The organism is Cryobacterium psychrophilum (assembly GCF_004365915.1).
GTDB classification, from domain to species: domain Bacteria; phylum Actinomycetota; class Actinomycetes; order Actinomycetales; family Microbacteriaceae; genus Cryobacterium; species Cryobacterium psychrophilum.
In genome coordinates this window covers 2,682,151-2,700,000 of record NZ_SODI01000001.1, presented here as the reverse complement: position 1 = coordinate 2,700,000, position 17,850 = coordinate 2,682,151, and the positions used below count along the sequence as shown (strand labels likewise).

General features: G+C 65.0%; 18 protein-coding genes. 4 read left to right on the top strand and 14 right to left on the bottom strand.

Going from position 1 to position 17,850, the window contains the following annotated elements; all coding sequences use genetic code 11:
• Window positions 1-54: 54 nt before the first annotated feature.
• The gene (locus EDD25_RS12620; RefSeq protein WP_134173598.1) at window positions 55-840 is read right to left on the bottom strand and encodes an isoprenyl transferase; all 786 of its coding nucleotides are present in this window, start codon (window positions 838-840) and stop codon (window positions 55-57) included.
• A gap of 68 nt (window positions 841-908) precedes the next feature.
• Here EDD25_RS12620 and trhA point away from each other — a divergent pair, with 68 nt between their 5' ends.
• A complete protein-coding gene (gene trhA / locus EDD25_RS12615) occupies window positions 909-1,610 on the top strand; it encodes a PAQR family membrane homeostasis protein TrhA (RefSeq protein ID WP_134173596.1) in 702 nt (233 codons plus the stop codon).
• A gap of 10 nt (window positions 1,611-1,620) precedes the next feature.
• Here trhA and EDD25_RS12610 read toward each other — a convergent pair whose 3' ends face one another.
• Together EDD25_RS12610 and mca are read right to left on the bottom strand one after the other, a co-directional pair.
• On the bottom strand, window positions 1,621-1,860 hold the full coding sequence (locus EDD25_RS12610) for a hypothetical protein (protein WP_134173594.1): 240 nt from the start codon (window positions 1,858-1,860) through the stop codon (window positions 1,621-1,623).
• On the bottom strand, window positions 1,857-2,723 hold the full coding sequence (mca, locus tag EDD25_RS12605) for a mycothiol conjugate amidase Mca (RefSeq protein ID WP_175183020.1): 867 nt from the start codon (window positions 2,721-2,723) through the stop codon (window positions 1,857-1,859). Before mca ends, EDD25_RS12610 begins: the two co-directional genes overlap by 4 nt.
• A 68-nt stretch (window positions 2,724-2,791) precedes the next feature.
• On the opposite strand from mca, the gene EDD25_RS12600 reads away from it, so the two are divergent.
• Complete coding sequence (locus tag EDD25_RS12600; protein ID WP_166671294.1) at window positions 2,792-3,226, top strand: DUF4307 domain-containing protein; 435 nt, start codon at window positions 2,792-2,794, stop codon at window positions 3,224-3,226.
• Window positions 3,227-3,330: 104 nt separating this feature from the next.
• Window positions 3,331-3,819 (top strand): transcription elongation factor GreA, encoded by a 489-nt coding sequence (greA, locus tag EDD25_RS12595; protein ID WP_134173590.1) that lies wholly within the window; start codon window positions 3,331-3,333, stop codon window positions 3,817-3,819.
• Between the two features lie 94 nt (window positions 3,820-3,913).
• Here the strand turns inward: greA and ilvA are convergent, their stop codons facing one another.
• Genes ilvA through EDD25_RS12565 form a run of 6 tightly spaced genes read right to left on the bottom strand, consistent with a single transcriptional unit; the run spans window position 3,914 to window position 10,326 of the window.
• Complete coding sequence (ilvA, locus tag EDD25_RS12590) at window positions 3,914-5,149, bottom strand: threonine ammonia-lyase (RefSeq protein ID WP_134173588.1); 1,236 nt, start codon at window positions 5,147-5,149, stop codon at window positions 3,914-3,916.
• 2 nt (window positions 5,150-5,151) lie between these two features.
• Entirely contained in the window at window positions 5,152-6,414 is a 1,263-nt protein-coding gene (locus tag EDD25_RS12585) for an AI-2E family transporter (RefSeq protein ID WP_241986554.1), read from the bottom strand.
• Between the two features lie 4 nt (window positions 6,415-6,418).
• The gene (locus EDD25_RS12580; RefSeq protein WP_134173587.1) at window positions 6,419-7,510 is read right to left on the bottom strand and encodes an ABC transporter ATP-binding protein; all 1,092 of its coding nucleotides are present in this window, start codon (window positions 7,508-7,510) and stop codon (window positions 6,419-6,421) included.
• Window positions 7,507-8,355: an ABC transporter permease gene (locus EDD25_RS12575; protein ID WP_134173585.1), complete on the bottom strand. Its 849-nt coding sequence runs from the start codon at window positions 8,353-8,355 to the stop codon at window positions 7,507-7,509. Before EDD25_RS12575 ends, EDD25_RS12580 begins: the two co-directional genes overlap by 4 nt.
• A complete protein-coding gene (locus tag EDD25_RS12570) occupies window positions 8,352-9,230 on the bottom strand; it encodes an ABC transporter permease (protein ID WP_241986555.1) in 879 nt (292 codons plus the stop codon). The genes EDD25_RS12575 and EDD25_RS12570 overlap by 4 nt, the downstream gene beginning before the upstream one ends.
• The gene (locus tag EDD25_RS12565) at window positions 9,202-10,326 is read right to left on the bottom strand and encodes an ABC transporter substrate-binding protein (RefSeq protein WP_134173583.1); all 1,125 of its coding nucleotides are present in this window, start codon (window positions 10,324-10,326) and stop codon (window positions 9,202-9,204) included. The genes EDD25_RS12570 and EDD25_RS12565 overlap by 29 nt, the downstream gene beginning before the upstream one ends.
• A gap of 157 nt (window positions 10,327-10,483) precedes the next feature.
• On the opposite strand from EDD25_RS12565, the gene EDD25_RS12560 reads away from it, so the two are divergent.
• Complete coding sequence (locus tag EDD25_RS12560; RefSeq protein ID WP_134173581.1) at window positions 10,484-11,689, top strand: winged helix-turn-helix domain-containing protein; 1,206 nt, start codon at window positions 10,484-10,486, stop codon at window positions 11,687-11,689.
• A 187-nt stretch (window positions 11,690-11,876) separates the two neighbouring features.
• On the opposite strand, the gene EDD25_RS12555 is transcribed toward EDD25_RS12560, so the two are convergent.
• The 5 genes from EDD25_RS12555 to EDD25_RS12535 form a co-directional block, all read right to left on the bottom strand.
• Window positions 11,877-13,166 (bottom strand): DUF222 domain-containing protein, encoded by a 1,290-nt coding sequence (locus EDD25_RS12555; RefSeq protein ID WP_166671293.1) that lies wholly within the window; start codon window positions 13,164-13,166, stop codon window positions 11,877-11,879.
• 150 nt (window positions 13,167-13,316) lie between these two features.
• Window positions 13,317-14,195, bottom strand: coding sequence for a M48 family metalloprotease (locus EDD25_RS12550; protein WP_134173578.1), 879 nt, complete (start codon window positions 14,193-14,195; stop codon window positions 13,317-13,319).
• Between the two features lie 12 nt (window positions 14,196-14,207).
• On the bottom strand, window positions 14,208-14,774 hold the full coding sequence (locus EDD25_RS12545) for a LemA family protein (RefSeq protein ID WP_134173576.1): 567 nt from the start codon (window positions 14,772-14,774) through the stop codon (window positions 14,208-14,210).
• A gap of 246 nt (window positions 14,775-15,020) precedes the next feature.
• Window positions 15,021-16,490, bottom strand: a complete 1,470-nt coding sequence (locus tag EDD25_RS12540) for a glycoside hydrolase family 1 protein (protein ID WP_134175464.1) — start codon at window positions 16,488-16,490, stop codon at window positions 15,021-15,023.
• A gap of 2 nt (window positions 16,491-16,492) precedes the next feature.
• Window positions 16,493-17,833 (bottom strand): D-arabinono-1,4-lactone oxidase, encoded by a 1,341-nt coding sequence (locus EDD25_RS12535; protein WP_277871702.1) that lies wholly within the window; start codon window positions 17,831-17,833, stop codon window positions 16,493-16,495.
• Window positions 17,834-17,850: the final 17 nt, after the last annotated feature.

Sequence of the window (17,850 nt, the reverse complement as noted above, 5' to 3'; positions counted from 1 at the left end):
CGCACCTTTCGATCAGGGCCCGCCGAAATGGGCCGGCTACGGAAGCGAGCTCGATCAGCTGCCGAAACGACGGTGACGCCGCGCGAAGTCACGCAGCGCCCGCAGAAAATCGACCTGGCGCAGGTCAGGTCCGAGGGCCTCCACGAAATAGAACTCGCTGTGCGCGCTCTGCCAGAGCATGAAGTCACTCAGACGCTGTTCGCCCGAGGTTCGAATCACCAGGTCGGGGTCCGGCTGGCCGCACGTGTACAGGTGCCGACCGATCAGCTCAGGCGTGAGCGTCTCTGCGAGGTCCTCGAGGGTACCGCCATGGGCGTGGTGCGTCTCGACAATGCTGCGCATCGCGTCAGTGATCTCGGTGCGCCCCCCATACCCGACGGCGAGGTTGATGTGCAGTCCCTTCTTGCCCGCGGTACGGGCCTGCGCGGCGTTGAGGGCGGCCGTGAGCGGCTCCGGCAGCCCCATCTGGGACCCAACCTGCTGAACACGCCAGTCGCGGTAGTGGGAAAGTTCCTCAGCGAGGTCGGCGATGATCTCGATCAGGTCGGCAAGTTCCTCGCTCGGCCGCTGTGTGAGGTTGTCGGACGACAGCAGATAGAGGGTGACGACGGAGATACCGAGGTCATCGCACCACTCGAGGAATTCGCGCATTTTCGCCGCGCCGGCGCGGTGACCATGGGCGGCCGAGTCAAACCCGAGCTGCCTCGCCCAGCGGCGGTTCCCGTCAATGATCATGGCAACGTGCCGAGGCATAAGGTCAGGGGTCAGCCCGCGCCGGAGTCGACGTTGGTACAACCGATAAAGAAGTCCACGGAACGAGGGAGGCTGGCGTTTCTGCACACAATCACGCTAGTCCTATCCGAGCGGATTCGCGGCAATGACCGGGGAGCCTGTCGTAGTCTGGCAGCATGGCACTCGAGCACGACATCCCTAATCTGCCGCTCATCGACGCTGCGGATGCTCATCCGGAAGACGTCAAACCCACCTGGCGGGGGTGGATTCATGCCGGCACGTTCCCCGTGACAATTGTTGCCGGCATCGTTCTGCTGGTTGTCGCCGAGGGCCCCGCCGCCATGTGGAGTTCCGCCGTTTTCGTGCTCAGCTCCATGCTGCTCTTCGGCAATTCGGCGCTGTACCACCGCTTCAATTGGAAGCCGCTCACCCGGATCGTTCTCAAACGCATTGATCACGCGAACATTTTTCTCCTCATCGCCGGCTCGTACACTCCGATCACGGTTTTGGCGCTGCCTCCTGAGAAATCCACTCTCCTGCTCACGATCGTGTGGAGCGGTGCGATCCTGGGTATCGCCTTCCGCGTGTTCTGGATCCATGCGCCGCGCTGGCTGTACGTTCCGCTGTACCTGCTCCTGGGCTACGGCGCACTGATCTTCATCGCGGACTTCTTCGCGGCCAACGCCGTCATGATGACGCTCATCCTTGTCGGAGGCCTCTGCTACACGGTGGGGGCCGTCATCTACGCCCTCAAGAAGCCCAACCCGATTCCGGGTGTCTTCGGCTTCCACGAGATCTTTCACACGCTCACGGTTGTGGCGTTCCTGTGCCACTTCGCGGCCATCACCGTCATCGCCACGCACCCGCTGTACCCCTAGCGGGAGGCCGCTATTCGGGCTTGTTCGCGTCCCGCTCCGCCACCTCGGCGGCAAGGCGCGCCCTGATCTCTTCCCGGTACGTGGTTCGACGGATGCGGCGCACCATGTCGGTGCCGAGCAGCACAGTGGCAACGGCCACGAGTGCGATCGCGAAAAAGCCCACGACGCCGGGGGTCACCGTGTTGGGGTCGACCTCGATAGGTGCGTGGGTTGTGAGCAGAAAACTCAAATGGAGCGCTACAGGGTTCACGTCGTGATCTCCACGCCGGCGAAGAGGTCGGATTCAGGCATAACGGTTTCCACTTTCGATTCAATGAGCTGGAAGTCTTCAAAGGGCCAGGCCTTGCGAACCAGGTCGTTGGGCCAGAAGAAGAAGCTGCTCTCCGGTGACACCTGGCTCGCATGCGACAGCAAGGCGGCATCCCTGGCTTCCAGGAACTCCCCGACCGGTACGTGGGTTGTCGCCAGCTTGGGATAGTCCTTCATCCACTCCCGTGCCGCACCGAGCGGCTCGAGCAGCGGAGAGTCCGGTTCGGCAACGCTGAGTTTCAGGTACATCGCGTCGACGCGCTCAAGGTTGAAAATGCGGTCGTAGTAGAGCTTGTCGATTTGCCACGGCTCACCCGAATCCGGGAACCTGTCAGGATCGGCGGCTGCTCGGTACGCGGCAAGCGACACCTCGTGGCAACGAATGTGATCCGGGTGCGGGTAACCGCCCTTTTCGTCGTAGGTGACGAGGACCTGCGGCCGGAATTCCCGGATGATGTTCACGAGCGGTTCGGTTTCATACTCGATTGGAATGCCGGCGAATGAGCTGGCTGGCACAGAGCCATCGTCGTTCATACCGGAGTCCTCGAAGCCCAGCCAGCGGTGTTGCACGCCCAGGTGTTGCTGCGCCTGGCGCATTTCCAGACGACGGAGTCCGGGCAGGTCGCGTTCGGCCATGGCGCTGTCGGCCAGTGCCGAGTTCAGGATGCTTCCGCGCTCACCGCCGGTGCAGCTCACGACGAGCACTTCGGCGCCCAGGCTCGTGTAATGGGCGTACGTTGCGGCGCCCTTGCTCGACTCGTCGTCGGGATGCGCGTGCACTGCCAAAAGTCGTAGCGTCACCATACTCCTCAGGAATGCCGGATAACCTTAGGTTCTAGCCTAATCGTTGATCCGGGAGTGTGAAATCGCCAGTGTCCGTTAAATCGGCAACGTCAGCCACGGCGCAGCCAGAGAGTTCCGTCCTGGAGAATCGGTATGGCCGAACCCGTGCCACACGCACCCGTGACAAGAGACTGCTCTGGGGACTCGGCGCAGTCTTCGCCGTCGTTCTCGCCGCCTGGGTCGCCTGGACCGGGCTCGACGGTGCCGCCGAGAAGATCGAAGCCCGCGATACCCGCCATACCATCATCGATGACCACAGCGTGAGCGTCACGTTTGAGGTGTCCATGCCGGTCAACTCCCCGGCGAGCTGCGCCGTGCAGGCCCTCAATGAATCGTTCACGGTGGTGGGTTGGAAGGTCATCGACCTGGCACCCTCCCCGCTGTACACGCGCTCCTTCACGCAGGTCCTGCGCACAACCGACCTGAGCAACACGGGTTTGATTTACAAGTGTTGGCTGACCTAAAATGGGATATTCGCCCTGACTGAGTTGGGGCGACGACTACATCTGCGCACCTCACAACTCAAGGTTGGACGACGTGCAGCCGAGCTCAATGAAGGAGATGAACCGTGACTACCGACACAACGGTCACCTGGCTAACTCAGGAAGCACACGACCGTCTGGCTACGGAACTGGCTGACCTCAGCACCGTCGGGCGCGACGACATCGCGAAGAAGATCGAATCCGCGCGGGAAGAGGGCGATCTCAAGGAGAACGCCGGCTACCACGCCGCGAAGGAGGAGCAGGGCAAGATGGAGGCGCGAATTCGCACCCTCACCGTGCTGCTCCGCCACGCCGAAGTTGGACATGCTCCCGAAAGCACGGGCGTTGTTGTTCCCGGAACCGTCATCACGGCCACCATTGCCGGCGAGTCGAGCCGTTTCCTCATCGGCAGTCGCGAAATTGGCGGCAGTAGCGATCTCGACGTGTTCAGCGAGCAGAGCCCCCTCGGCGCTGCCATCCTGGGCCTCACGGTCGGCGGGAAGACGAATTACACGACCCCGAGCGGCAAGGAGATCGCCGTTGAAATTTTCAACGTCGAAACCTTCAACGGCTAACACCGGAACCACGCACGAAAAAGCGGCCGTTCGAATCTGATCAGATTCGAACGGCCGCTTTCTTTGATTGAACGTGTCATCTGTACCCGTATGGTCAGTCGATCTGCGGGGAAAAACCCGCCTCGCGCAGAACTTCGACGACCTGTTCCCGGTGCTCAGGTCCGCGGGTCTCCACGCTCACGTCGAGCTCGACCTCACTGAGCTGCAGACCCACCCCGTGGCGCGTGTGGAGCACCTCGATGACGTTCGCGTGCACCTGCGCCAGCAATTCCGAAACCCGCGCAAGTTGACCGGGGCGATCGGGGAGCATGATGCGAAGCGTAAGGTATCGCCCGGATGCCGCGAGCCCGTGACTGATGACCCGCTGCATGAGGAGCGGGTCGATGTTGCCGCCGGACAAAATGGCGACGGTCGGGCCGGTGGACGTGACCTTGCCGGCCAGAATGGCCGCCACGGCGACGGCTCCAGCGGGCTCAACCACAAGTTTGGCGCGCTCCAGCAGCACGAGCAGCGCCCGAGCGGTGTCGTCCTCGCTCACGGTCACGACCTCGTCGACGACATCGCGAATGATCTCGAAGTTGAGAATGCCCGGCTTGGCCACGGCGATACCATCGGCGATCGTCGGCAGGATGGTGATCACGACGGGCTCGCCCGCCGCAAGAGACGGCGGGTAAGCGGCCGCGTTCTCCGCCTGGACACCGATGACCCGAATGCGACGGCCGTCGCGGGCAGCAGTCAGTTTCAGGGCGCTTGCAACACCGGAGATGAGACCGCCACCACCGATGGGAATCACCACGGTCTCCAGGTCGGGAACCTGATCAAGAATTTCGAGTCCCAGTGTGCCCTGCCCGGCAACGACATCCGAGTGGTCAAACGGCGGAATCAGAATGGCACCCGTCTCGCGCGCGAATTCAGCCGCGGCGAGGAGCGGCTCCGTCACGGTGTGGCCGCGCAGGACAACGTCGGCGCCGTACGCCCGCGTCGCCTGCAGCTTGGGCAGGGCCACCCCGACAGGCATGAAGATTGTCGCCTTGATGCCGAGCTGTCGCGCCGCGAAGGCAACGCCCTGGGCGTGGTTGCCGGCCGAGGCAGCGACGACACCGTGCGATCGCTCTTCCGCCGTGAGCTTGGAGAGCCTGTTGTAGGCGCCACGGATCTTGTACGACCCGGTGCGTTGCAGGTTTTCACACTTGAGGTATACGGGCGCGCCGAGCAGGTCCGCGAGGTAGCGTGAGCTCTCCATCGGGGTCACATCGGCCACTCGGGACACAACCAGTCGTGCGGCCTCAAACTCGGCCAGACTCGGTCCGGCAATGGTCAGTTCTGTCATTTTCAGTGCTTTCCGTGGTTGATCTGAATCGAACGCTGGCGGTATCCGGGCCGCCGGGGTACGGTGCGCCAGAGCATGGAACTCGCGGTGGTCGCGGATGCTTCCGTACCGCCGCGCCACGTTCCGCCGGACAGGTATGACGTCATGACGTTGAGCACGGCGGCGATCGGCACGGCGAAGAGAGCCCCCGGAATGCCGGCAAGAAGTGCCCCCGCTGCAACGACAAGCACGACGCCGAGTGGATGAACCTTGACCGCTGTTCCCATGATGAGCGGCTGCAAGACGTGCCCCTCGACCTGTTGCACGAGAAGCACGACGCCGAGCATGAGCAGAGCGGTCACCCAGCTGTTAAAAATCAAGGCGATGAACACGGCCACGAACCCGGTCGCGACCGCGCCGATGATCGGGATGAATGATCCGAGGAAGACCAGAATGCCGATCGGCACGGCCAGGGGAACGCCCAGAAGAGCAGCGCCGAGCCCGATGCCAACGGCGTCGATGGACGCCACCAGAATCTGCACCTTCGCGAAGTTGCCGAGGGTGGTCCAGCCGGCGATACCCGCACCGTTCACGGCCACCTGCGCGCGCTTGGGGAAGAGGCGAACGATCCACGCCCAAATCGTCTTGCCATCGATCAGAATGAACAGGAGGCTGAAAAGTGCGAGCAGCAGGCCGGTGAGCAGATGTCCGACGGTGGTTCCCACCGAGAGCGCACCGCTGATGAAGACCTGGCTATCGTTCTGCAGGGCCGTCCATCCCTGCTGCACGTAACTATTGATGTCGGTCTCGCTGAGATTGAACGGCGCCGCCGACAGGAAGCCTTTGAGATTGTTGTACGACTCGCTGAGCCGGGCACTGAGGCCGCTTGTCCCCTCGGCGATCTGGGTGGTGGCCAGGGTTATCAACCCGGCGACGATCACGAGCGTGCCGGTCATTGCCACGGCGACGGCGAGACCCTTCGGCCAGCGGTGCCGTACCAGGAAGGCGACGACGGGCACGAGAAGAGCCGAGACGAGGACCGCCACGAGGAGCGGGATGACGATGAGCCGAAGCTGAATGATCAGGAAGATCAGCACCGCGATCGCGGCAGCTATCACGAGCAGGCGCCACGACCAGGCCCCGGCCAGCCGCACCCCCGGCGGGATGTTTTCGTCGACACCGTTGTGGGGCGCCCCCTGCACCGGCTGGGGCGGAGCATCCTGCTCTGCGCGCACGCGCGTGACCAGGCGCCTACCCGTGCCCGATTTGCCCAAAGATTCCGTCACCCAATTATTCTAGGACCGCCTGCGGCGCCTGAGCCTCGACCGACACGGGAGCCCCGGTCAACCTGAGGAGAACCCGCTCCCCTGCAACAGGCCGTATGCGGGCGGCATGCTGCAGGAACACGGTCGTTCCCTCATCAAGACGCACACTCGTGCGCCGGAGCGCTCCGAGAAAACTCGAACTCACGACGCGGCCGGCCAGGCCAGCCTCTGCAAATTCCACGTCTTCAGGGCGCAGGGAGACGGTCACGGGTCCGTCGGGGTGCGCGGGGTCGAGGAGCGGGAGCCGAATGCCGAAGACCTCGGCAAAGCCGCGGTGAACCGTGCCGGCCACTTTATTGCTCAGGCCCACGAAGTCAGCAATGAACGGGCTCGCCGGTCGGCTGTACAGCTCCTCAGGGGTGCCCACCTGCTCGATCGTTCCGGAACGCATGACCGCAACCCGGTCGGCCACCGCGAGGGCCTCGTCCTGGTCGTGCGTCACGAACAGGGTTGTGATGCCCAGAGTCAACTGGATCCGCCGGATCTCCTCACGCAGCTGCACTCGCACCTTCGCGTCGAGGGCCGACAGCGGCTCATCGAGCAGCAGAACGCGGGGCTCCGTCACGAGCGCCCTCGCCAGCGCCACCCGCTGCTGCTGGCCACCCGAGAGCTCGTGGGCGAAGCGCCCGGCGTGCTCGTGCAGCCCCACGAGCTCAAGGGCCGCCTGCGCCCGGGCCCGTCGTTCGGCGGGTTTGATGCCGCGCATACGCAGACCGAATTCCACGTTCTGGCCGGCGTTCAGGTGAGGGAAGAGCGAATAGGACTGAAAGACCATTCCCATGTCCCGCCGACTCGTCGGCAGCAGTGACACGTTCTCACCATTGATCGTGATGCTGCCGTCATCGACGGATTCGAGGCCGGCCAGCACGCGTAGCGCCGTGGTCTTGCCGCAGCCACTCGGGCCGAGCAAAGCCACAAATTCACCGGCGTGCAGCGTGAGATCGAAGCCGGCAAGCGCCCGGTTGCCGGCATAGTTTTTCACCACGCCAACGAAGTCCACGACCGTGCCGGGCACCGTCGCCTGGTTCGCGCGGGAGGCGGAGGGTGCGGTGGTCATAAGGTGCCTTTCGAGGAACGGGGACTTCGTGACCGGCGGGGTGAGGCCCCAAGGCGGCCAATCAGCAGAAGGAGCAGGAACGCGAAGCTGAGCGCGAGCAGGGACAGGATCACGGCCGTATAGGGATCAGTCTTACTGACGACGACGAGCGCGGTCTGAAGGTTGATGCGGTTCAGGAGTGATGCGATCGTGAATTCGCCGAGAACCACCGCGACAGCGATGAAGGCACCGGCAAGGATACCCCGCCGCAGGTTGGGTACGAGCACTCTCAGGAGCACGGTGCCCCAGCCGGCCCCGAGCGTGCGGGCCGCCTCACTGAGAGTCTTCACGTCAACTCCATCCAGATTCGATTGGATGGCCCGGTAGGCGAAGGGCAGCACGGTGATTCCGTAGGCAAATGCGAGCGTCCACACCCCGCTGCCGAACATGCGGGCGATGACCGCGTACACGGGGGCGAGGCCCACAACGAGCACGATCGCCGGGATGCTGATCGGCAGAATGCACACCAGCTCCAGCACGCGACGAAATTGGGGAAACCGAATGTGGACCAGCAGCATGGTGGGAACCAGAAGAAGAAGAACGAGGGCGACCGTGCCGACGGCGAGGGTGACCGAGTTGCTCAGTCCAACGAAAACGGTTTTGTAGACGCCCGTGAACCCATTCTGGAACAGGGCGATCCACCGCGCCGCGTCATAGCCGCCTTCGAGGCCCTTGCGCAGGGTGAACTCGACCATGGCCACAATCGGCACGGCAAAGACCAAACCGATGACTCCGAGAATCACCATGCGGGTGGCCCTCGACGGCGCGTGCGCGACCCCGCCCGTCATGCGCAGGCCGCCGTTCATCGCTGCCACCTCGCCGCTCGGGACTGCAACATCGAATAGCCGCTCATGACAATGGCCATGACCACGATCATGCCGAGCGCGAGGGCGCCGGCCAGATTCGTCCGGCCGAGCAGGGTCTCGCTCGTCAGCGCTGCCCGAATCTGCAGCGGTACGATTTGTGACCCCTGGCTCACGAGCGCCGCGGCGGTCGCGTAGGACGAGAAGGCGTTGGCGAAGAGCAGCAGCAGGCTGCCCAGAAAAGACGGTGCCAGTACCGGAAAAGCGATGTTCAGCCAGTAGCTTCGCGTTCCCCCGCCGAGCGTGGCATTCGCTTCGGCCCACTGGGGTTTGAGGGACTGGAGGGCCGGCATGAAGGTGATGATCATGAGCGGAACCTGAAAGTAGATGTAGGGCAGAATCAGGCCGGGCGTTTCGTACAGCCATACCCCGTTCGCGAACAGGTCGATCCCAAACGTGTCCTGAAGGTACACGGTGATCATTCCCTGGATACCGATGGTGGCGACGAAGGCAAAGGCGAGCATGACGCCGCCGAACTGGGCCAGCACTCCGCTGAGCGAGTCGACCATGACGCGCACCGGTCCATCGGGTCTCAGGCCAAGCAGGGCATAACACGCGATAGCGCCCACGACTGCCCCAACGATGGCGGTGAGAGCCGAGAGCCAGAAGGAACTGGCGAACGTGGAAAGCACCACGGGGTCACCAAGCGCGGCGATCGTGGAAAGCGTGAACGCCCCATCACTGTCAAAGAACCCCGTACCGACGGCGATCAGTGTGGGAACGGCGAGGAAGAGCAGCACATAAACCGCGAACGGCAGCAGCCCGAGGGCTGCTGCCGTTCCACGGAACTTACTGGACAGCTGCCGCCCACTTTTCACCGAGCAGGGTCGCAGCCGCAGCAGACTGCGCCTCGGTCGGCACGACCGTGGTGTCCGGCGTCTGGGGAAGGGCATCGAACAAAGCCGTGTCGATGGTTCCGGCGGCCTGCATGGCGTCGGCACGGGCCGGGCGAGCTCCTCCAGCGAGCCACAGGTTCTGGCCCTCATCGCTGTACAGGAATTCCTGCCACAGACGCGCCGCGGCGGGGTGCGGGGCATCCTTGTTGATGGCCTGGTTGTAGTAGCCGGCGTACCCGGTTCCGGGGAACACGACAACCTTCCAGTTGCGCTGCCCCTCAAGCTGCGTGCCGTAGCTCACGTTGAGGTAGTCCCAGTCGAAGACGACCGGGGTTTCCCCCGACGCGATCGTGGCCGGGGTTGGGTCAACCTTCAGAAAGTTGCCCGCCTGGTTCAGCTCCGAGAAGAAATCGATTCCGGACTGGAAGTCGTCGACCGACCCACCACTCTGCACGCTGGCGAGGCCCACGGCGGCGAAGGCAGCGCCCGCCTGTGTCGGGTCGCCGTTCATAGCGACCTTGCCCTTGTAGTCGCTGCCGAGCAGATCGGAGAGCGTCTCGGGAGCGGGCACGGCATCGGGGTCGTATCCGACGGCCATGTATCCGCCATAGTCACCCGTGTAGAGTCCGCTGGCTTCCTTGAGCGCGTCGGGAATATCCGACCACGTGGCCACCTGGTAGGGCGCGAAGAAGTCCGTGCTGGAGACCGCGACGGCGAGACCGAGGTCGAAGACATCGGGGGCGGTATCCTGGCCCTTGAGGTTCTTGGCGGCCTGAATCTCTTCGGCGCTGGAACCGTCGGGTGAGGCCTCGGTGATGGTGATGTCCGGGTACTTCTCGGCGAAGCGATCGAGGATGGCTCCGTAGTTGGCCCAGTCGCGCGGCAGCGCAATCACGTTGAGGGTTCCCTCGGCGTTGGCTGCGGCTTCGAGGCCCGCAAGATCTCCGAATGCGGTCAGGCTCGTGGCCGTCGCTGCATCCACACCGTTGGCAGTGGGGGCCGGGGAGTTCGAGCAGGCGGAGAGAACAAGAGTAAGAGCGGCCGCAGCGGCCAGCGTGACGGTCAACGTGCGTTTCATGGACAATGTTCCTCCGGTAGGGGCCTGGTCGCAGCGATGTGCACGAACGACCTCCCAGAGGGTACGAAGGCAAGATTTCTTTCGGGGGGACGATCGGTGAACGCCGCATGAATGACGAGCACAGGGTAACACGCCGCTTGCGGCTAGTGTGAGAAAGATGGTGCAGACGGTTTCGGCGGCTCTCGCCCGACGAGTTGCCGTCGCGGCGCAGGGGTTCGGGGCGCGGTCCACGGCGACGACTCCGGGCATCCGTCAGCTTCACGCGCTCGTGAACCGCCTCGGCCTGCTGCAAATCGACTCGGTCAACGTGTTCGAGCGCAGCCACTACCTGCCCGCGTTCAGTCGGCTCGGTCACTACGACAAGGCGCAGCTTGACCGGCTCACGACGGGCCCGGGTGCACGTCTCACCGAGTATTGGGCGCACGAAGCGTCCTATCTGCCGCTCGACACCTGGCCGCTGTTTCGCTGGCGCATGGAGCAGTACCGTTCGCTCGCCGCGCGAACGTCGGATTCCTGGGCGGCCGCCAACCGGCCCCTGCTGAACTGGTTGCTCGCCGCCCTCGCCGCGAACGGCCCGATGCGGGCGAGCGAGGTGGAACACGACGCCAACAAGCGCAGTGGCCCGTGGTGGGGCTGGTCAGACGTGAAGCTCGGCCTCGAGACCCTCTTTCGGTGGGGTGATGTCGCTGCGGCGGGTCGTGTCCGGTTCGAGCGGGTGTACGGGCTCCCGGAGCAGGTGTACTCTCCCGAACTGCTGGGCCGAACGGTGACGAAACCGGATGCGCACCGAGAGCTCATCGGCCTGGCCGCCCGGGCGCACGGCATCGGCACCGCCAAAGACCTCGCCGACTACTTTCGACTCAAGGCAGCCCCGACCCTGCACGCCATCCGCGAGCTGGAGGATTCGGGTGACCTCACGGCCGTGACCGTACCGGAGTGGGGCACGAAGTCAGCCGCGGCGTGGATGCACCGGGACGCACGGCTCCCCCGCCGGATCCAGGCGGCGACCGTGCTCTCGCCGTTCGACCCTGTGGTCTGGGAACGAGCGCGCGCCCTGCGCATGTTCAACTTTCACTACCGGATCGAGATCTACACCCCGGAGCCGAAGCGGGTGTTCGGCTACTACTCGCTGCCGATCCTGCTCGACGAGGCCATCGTCGGCCGGGTCGACCTCAAGAACGACCGACAGGCCGGTGTGCTGCGCGTGCAGGCGGCCTGGAGCGAAGCAGGTGCCCCCGCCGACACCGCAGAACGGCTGGCACCGGTTCTGCGGGAGGCCGCGGCCTGGCAGAACCTGTCCGACATTGTGGTCGTGCCCCGCGGGACCCTCGCGCCCGCGCTGGCGCGCGCTCTGCGCTCCTAACCGCTGCGGGTAACTGAGCCGAGGCGATGCGCTCGGTGTACTCGTCCGTCCCGTTGGTGACACGACCGACTACCGCGACGTTGCGCTCGTGTTCAGGCGTGTTGACGGAGTGGCGACCGTGGATTCAGTGCTGATGTGCTGACCAGGCGGATGGGGGTGCGGGTGGTGTCGGCGGTCGGCGGTGGGATCAGCCAAAACTCGGTGCCGGTGCGGGTGATCTCCCACCGGTCATTGTGGAGGCGGAGGTGATCTCGAACGCAGAGCAGGATGCCGTCATCGAGATTGGTGAGGCCCCCGTCGGCGTTCCAGCGGTGCAGGTGGTGGGCTTCGGAAAAGCTGGGTGGTCGGTGGCAGTCCGGCCACATGCACCCGCCGTCCCGGAGCGCGAGTGCCGCGCGTTGCGCCTGGGTGAAGAGACGTTGCTCGCGTCCGACGTCGAGCACGGTGCCGTCTCGACTGAATAACACCGGTGTGAAACCGGAGTTGCACACCATTCGATCGATCGTGGCGGGCGGTACCGCATCGGTAGTGCCTTCGACGAACCCGTTCGCCAGGAGCAGTTGGCCCGAGGCGCTCTGCCCGGGTGCCGGTGTCGGTGCCGGGGCCTCAATGACGACGAGTTTGACCGCGGGTCGGCGATGATGCGCTGGGCCCGCTCCTTCTCACCCTTCTCCACAAACCGCGGCCCACCTTGGCGCGGGCCGGTGATCTGCAACAGAAAGTCCTTGAAATACGACCCGTTCTCCGGATCCAGTTCGAAGCTCCCGTGCAGCATCCCGTCGGGCTTGTCCCAGACCCGGAGGTATTGACGGGCTCGCATGGCGTCGGCGCGGGAAGCGACACCGGCGGCATCAATGGAGTCCCGGCACTGCCGCGCCACCTTCGCCGCCTGGTCCGCGTTCACGGTGCGGCACTCGGCGATCAGGGCGACGACCGCGTCGGCGAGCATCTCTTCCGTCACCCCGATCGCCGGTTCGCCGAGGCCCCGGCGGATGGCCGTGGCGGCGTCGGTGCTGAGGGTTCCGTCGGTGACGGCGGAGCCAAGCGGCGCGAACCACGGCGTGTACACGGCCACCGGCGGCGACTCCGGGTGTGCCACGGCGTGAGTATCGGCCTGCTCCTGCCTGGCCCGGGCGGTTTCGGCCTCGGCGGCCATCGTGCCGGCCTCGATCAGGCGGCGGGTGTCCGCTTTGGTGCTCCCGCCACCGCCACCCAGGGCCTGGACGTAGTCCTCTGCGGTGCCGTAGCCCTTCTTGCGCGCGAGACCCTCCCGGCCGAGCGCCCAGTCGGAGCGGCAGGCGACGTTCGCGGCCGACAGTGCGACGTACTTGGCGACCTCGCGCGAGAGCTGGGCAATGGCCCGGTGGGTGTTCTCCGACTCGTCGTCGGACAACTCCGCGAACGACGCCGCGGATATACCCGACCGAGCCAATGACCCGGTCAGATCAACGAAAACACCGTCAATGGTGGTTGTCATGAAACAAGTGTGACACCACCCACCGACACTGAGACGGCGGCCGATGAGCGCCCTCGCTTGCGCTATCGCCTCGGCATCACACGGACCCCCGGACCGCATCGGCCAGCACCCGGGTCAGTGCTTAGGGCACCAACGCCATGCCTGGTAGATCTAGAACTTGCGACCCATGGCCGAGAGACGCTCGATGCGGTCGGCAATCGGAGGGTGCGTTGCGAAGAGCTTGCTCATCATGCCGGGTTTGAGCGGATCGGCGATCCACAGGTGCGCCATCGACGTGTTCTGCTTGCGCATCGGGCGACCGTACTCGCCGAGCTTGTTGAGGGCGCTCGCGAGCGCATCCGGGTGCCGCGTCGTGAGCGCACCGGTCGCATCTGCGAGGTACTCACGCTGGCGGGAGACGGCGAGCTGCACGATGGTGGCGATGATCGGCGCCACGACCATTGCCACGAGTCCGAAGACCATGACGACGGGGCTGCCGTTGCGGCCCCGGCCGAAGAACGCCATGCGCAGAAATATGTCCGAGATGAAGCCGATAGCCACAACGAGGCCGAAAACGACCATCGACACGCGAATGTCGTAGTTCCGCACGTGGCCGAGTTCGTGAGCCATCACGCCTTCGAGCTCCGAATCGTCCATGATCTCGATGAGTCCGGTGGTTGCGGCCACAATGGCGTGCTTCGGGTCTCGCCCGGTTGCGAACGCATTCGGCGCCGGGTCGTTGATGATGTAGACCTCAGGCATGGGCGTGCCGGTTGTGATCGAGAGATTCTCCACGATGCGCCACAACCGAGGGTTGTCGGACTTGCTGTTGAGCTTGATTCCCCCGGCGAGGGTGATCGCCTGCCGACCGGCCGCGAAATACTGAATCAGCACATACAGCCCGGCAATCACCACGGTGGCAATGAGGATTCCGTAACCGCCATTGCCGTAGGTAACATTTGCCAGCCACCCAAGCCCGGCAATGATCGCGAAAAAGAACACCATGATGAAAACGGTGTTGCGTTTGTTCCTGGCTATCGCGCTGTACATGTGCGCGCCCCGTTAGAACTGCACGCGAGGCGGCTCCGCAATCGCTGCGGAGTCTGCCACCTCGAAGAAGTCACGCTCGGAGAAACCGAGGTTGCGGGCAAACAAGTGGTTCGGGAAGACCTTGATCTTGGTGTTGAACTCACGTACGCCACCGTTGTAGAACCGGCGTGACGCCTGAATCTTGTCTTCGGTGTCGACCAGCTCGCCCTGCAGCTGCAGGTAATTCTGGCTCGCCTGCAGCTGGGGATACGCCTCGGCCACGGCAAAGATGCTCTTCAGCGCCGTCTGCATGTGGTTCTCCGCCACGGATGCGTCGGCGGGGCTCTGCGCAGACAGCGTCTCGGCACGCGCCTTCGTCACACTCTCAAACACGCCTTTTTCATGAGCCGCGTATCCCTTGACCGTTTCAATCAGGTTGGGCAGGAGGTCGGCGCGTCGCTTCAGCTGAACGGTGATGTCGCTCCAGGCCTCGTCAACTCGCACCTTGAGGGTCACGAGGGAGTTGTACGTTGCCCAGAGATAGATGCCGACAATGGCAGCGAGGGCAACGACGATCAGGACCGGGATGAGCCATTCCATGGCAGCGTCTCCTTGTATGTTGAGCCGAGCGAGAACTCTGGTTGTGCACAGGTGTTGCGGGACCGTTGGGTCGCCGGCGTTTCCGCGCGATGCAGCACCATACTAACCAAGAGTTCTGAGGCTCCCCTCCGCTTCTCACCAGACTCAAAGCTAAGTGGGAGGCCACACTAACGGCGCGCACGGGTGCGTGAGCGTTCCGTCTTGGTCGGATCGATCACGCTGCTGCGCCGACCGTCGTCGGCTCTACTAGCGAGCGGCCAGCACCTTCTGCAGCCAGCGGTAGGAGTCCTTCGGCGTGCGAGTGGTCATCCCATCCGTGAACGACACGTGAACGAGCCCGAACCTCTCGGCATACCCGGCGGACCATTCGAAACCGTCGAGGAACGACCGCACGAAGCAGCCCGTGAGCCGAACGCCCGCCGCCATGCCATTCGGCTGTACCGCGGTGACGGCGGCCTTCAGGTGTTCCCCGAGGTAGTCGATGCGCAAGGGGTCGCGCACGGTGCCGCGCGCGTCCGCCTGGTCGCCGTAGCCGGCCCCGAGGGACGTGATGAGCACGGGAGGAAGAAGGTCTCCGTAGCGAGTGTGCAGCTCGGCGAAAGCCACCCCGAGGTACTCCGGCGCGCTCACCTGGCCGGTACCGGTGACCGGGAACTCACGGAACGGCGCGCTGTGGAAGGGGAAGGCCGGTGCCACGGGTGCCGGATCATCCACGAAGATCGTGCGCCCCGTACCGGCGGCAATGCGCGTCGGACCGGCGTAGTTCAGGCCGTAGAAATCGAGTGGTTGGTGAATCACGGCCAGGTCGGCCGGATCGGCCTCGAGCAGGCCGCGCAGTTCCACGGCGAAGGGCTCGAGCGGGTCCGGGTAGCGTCCCAGCAGCACGGGGTCGGCGAAGATCCGGTTGTGGAGCAGGTCGTAAAGCGCCGCGTAGGAGCGATCCTGCTCCCGATCGGTCAACGATTCCACGGGCGAGTGGGCGTTGGCGATCCCGATCTGGCCCTGCACATCCGCTGCCCGCAGGCCCTGCACGGCGAGGCCGTGGGCGAGGAGCTGGTGGTGGGCTGCGGGCAGGGCGTCGAAGAGCAGTGCGTGGCCCGGTGCGTCGGTGCCGAGCGCGTAGCCCTGGAGCATGACGGTCGCCGGGTCGTCCAGGGTGACCCACGCGTCAACGCGATCTCCGAGCGCCTCCCCGACCGCGTGGGCGTAATCAGCGAAGCGACCGGCCGTGTCGCGATTGAGCCAGCCGCCGCGCAGTGCCGTCGGGGTGTCCCAGTGCGACAGGGTCACCGTGGGGCTGATGCCACCGACGAGAAGCTCGTCAAGCAGGCGGTCGTAGAACGCGAGGCCGTTGCGGTTCAGCGCCCCGCGTCCCTGTGCCTGCAGTCGCGGCCACGAGAGGGAAAACCGGTAGGCGTCCACGCCGAGCTCCCGCAGCAGCGTGGCGTCCTCAGCGAGCTTGTTGAGATGATCGGCGGCGACGGATGCGTTCGACCCGTCCCGGATGCGAGCGGATGCCGCGCTGAACGTGTCCCACACGGAGTCGCCGCGTCCGCCGTCTCTGGCTGCTCCCTCAACCTGGAACGCGGTCGTCGAGACGCCCATCGAGAAACCATCGGGCAGCAGGTCACCGAGCTCTGCCGTGCGGTGGGGCCAGTCACGGGATTCGGAGGCGGTCGGGCGCGGTTTCGAACGGATGTTGCGGGCGGACTGCATACTCACGGGCCGAGGACTCTTTCCAGATAGCGGTTAGCGAAGCGACGCTCCGGGTCGAGCCTGTCACGAACCGCACGAAAATCATCGAAGTGCGGGTACCGATCCCGCAGCGCGTCGGCATCCTGGTAGTGAAGCTTGCCCCAGTGCGGGCGTCCGCCGTGCTCAAGCATGATCTCCTCGACGGCGCGAAAATACTCCTCCGGGTCTTCGCGAACGTAGCGGTGCACGGACACGTAGCCGGTGTCCCGCCCGCTGGCGGTCGACAGCCACAGGTCGTCGGCGGCCGCGCAGCGCACTTCGATCGGAAACGAAATGCGCCAGCCCCGCGCGTCGATGAGCGCCCGCACCGCGCGAACGGCGTCGGGCACCCGGCTCCGTGGCAGGGCATATTCCATCTCGCGGAAGCGCACCGTGCGGCTGGTCGCGAACACCCGCGCCGAGGAATCCGTGAATTCCTTGCTGCCGGTGGCCGTGGCGGCCATGCGGGCGAGGGGGGGTACGAGCGCGGGAATCGCCGTGCCCAGATCGCACACGGCCCGGTACAGGCCATTGGCGAGCAGTTCGTCATCGATCCAGCGGGGCACCCGGGACGTGCGGGCACCGGGCGCCGCAGCAGAAAGGCGGGTGTTTGTTTTCGTCAGGGCGAGCGTCGTGTGCGGAAACCAGAAGAATTCGAAGTGGTCACCTGACGCGGAGCGCTGCAGGTAGGTCTCCAACACCTCGTCGAGGTCTTCGGTTTTCTGCACGGCATGCAGCACAAAGGTCGGGACGCACTGCAGCGTGACGTCGACAATGATGCCGAGAGCTCCGAGGCCGAGCCGGGCCGCCGGAAGCAGGTCCGCATGTTCGGTATCGCCAACGCGCAGCAGCGTCCCGTCAGCGACCACGAGCGTGAGGGCCACGACCTGGCTGGCGATCCCCTGGAACCGGCCACCAGTTCCATGCGTGCCCGTCGAAATGGCCCCGGCCACGGTCTGCATGTCGATGTCGCCGAGGTTGGTGAGGGCCAGTCCGTGCCCGGCAAGCAACCGCGTCAGCCGGTGCAGGGTCACGCCGCCGGCAACGGTGACCCTGGCCGTCTCGGCATCGACGCTGATCACGGCGTCTCCCCCGGCGACCCCGGCGGGCAGCGTGAGGTTGTGCAGGTCGAGCTGCACACCGGGGGCGAGCGCGATCCCCGTGAAGCTGTGCCCGGAGCCCACCGCCTTGACGCGCAGTCCGGCACGGGCAGCGGCCTGCACCGCACGCTGCACCGCTCCCACCGTCGCCGGACGCTCCATCCGAACCGGGCGCACGGACTCGGTGCGACCCCAGTTACGCCACGGAGCCGTACGCAGAATCACGACGCAGCTTTCATTAG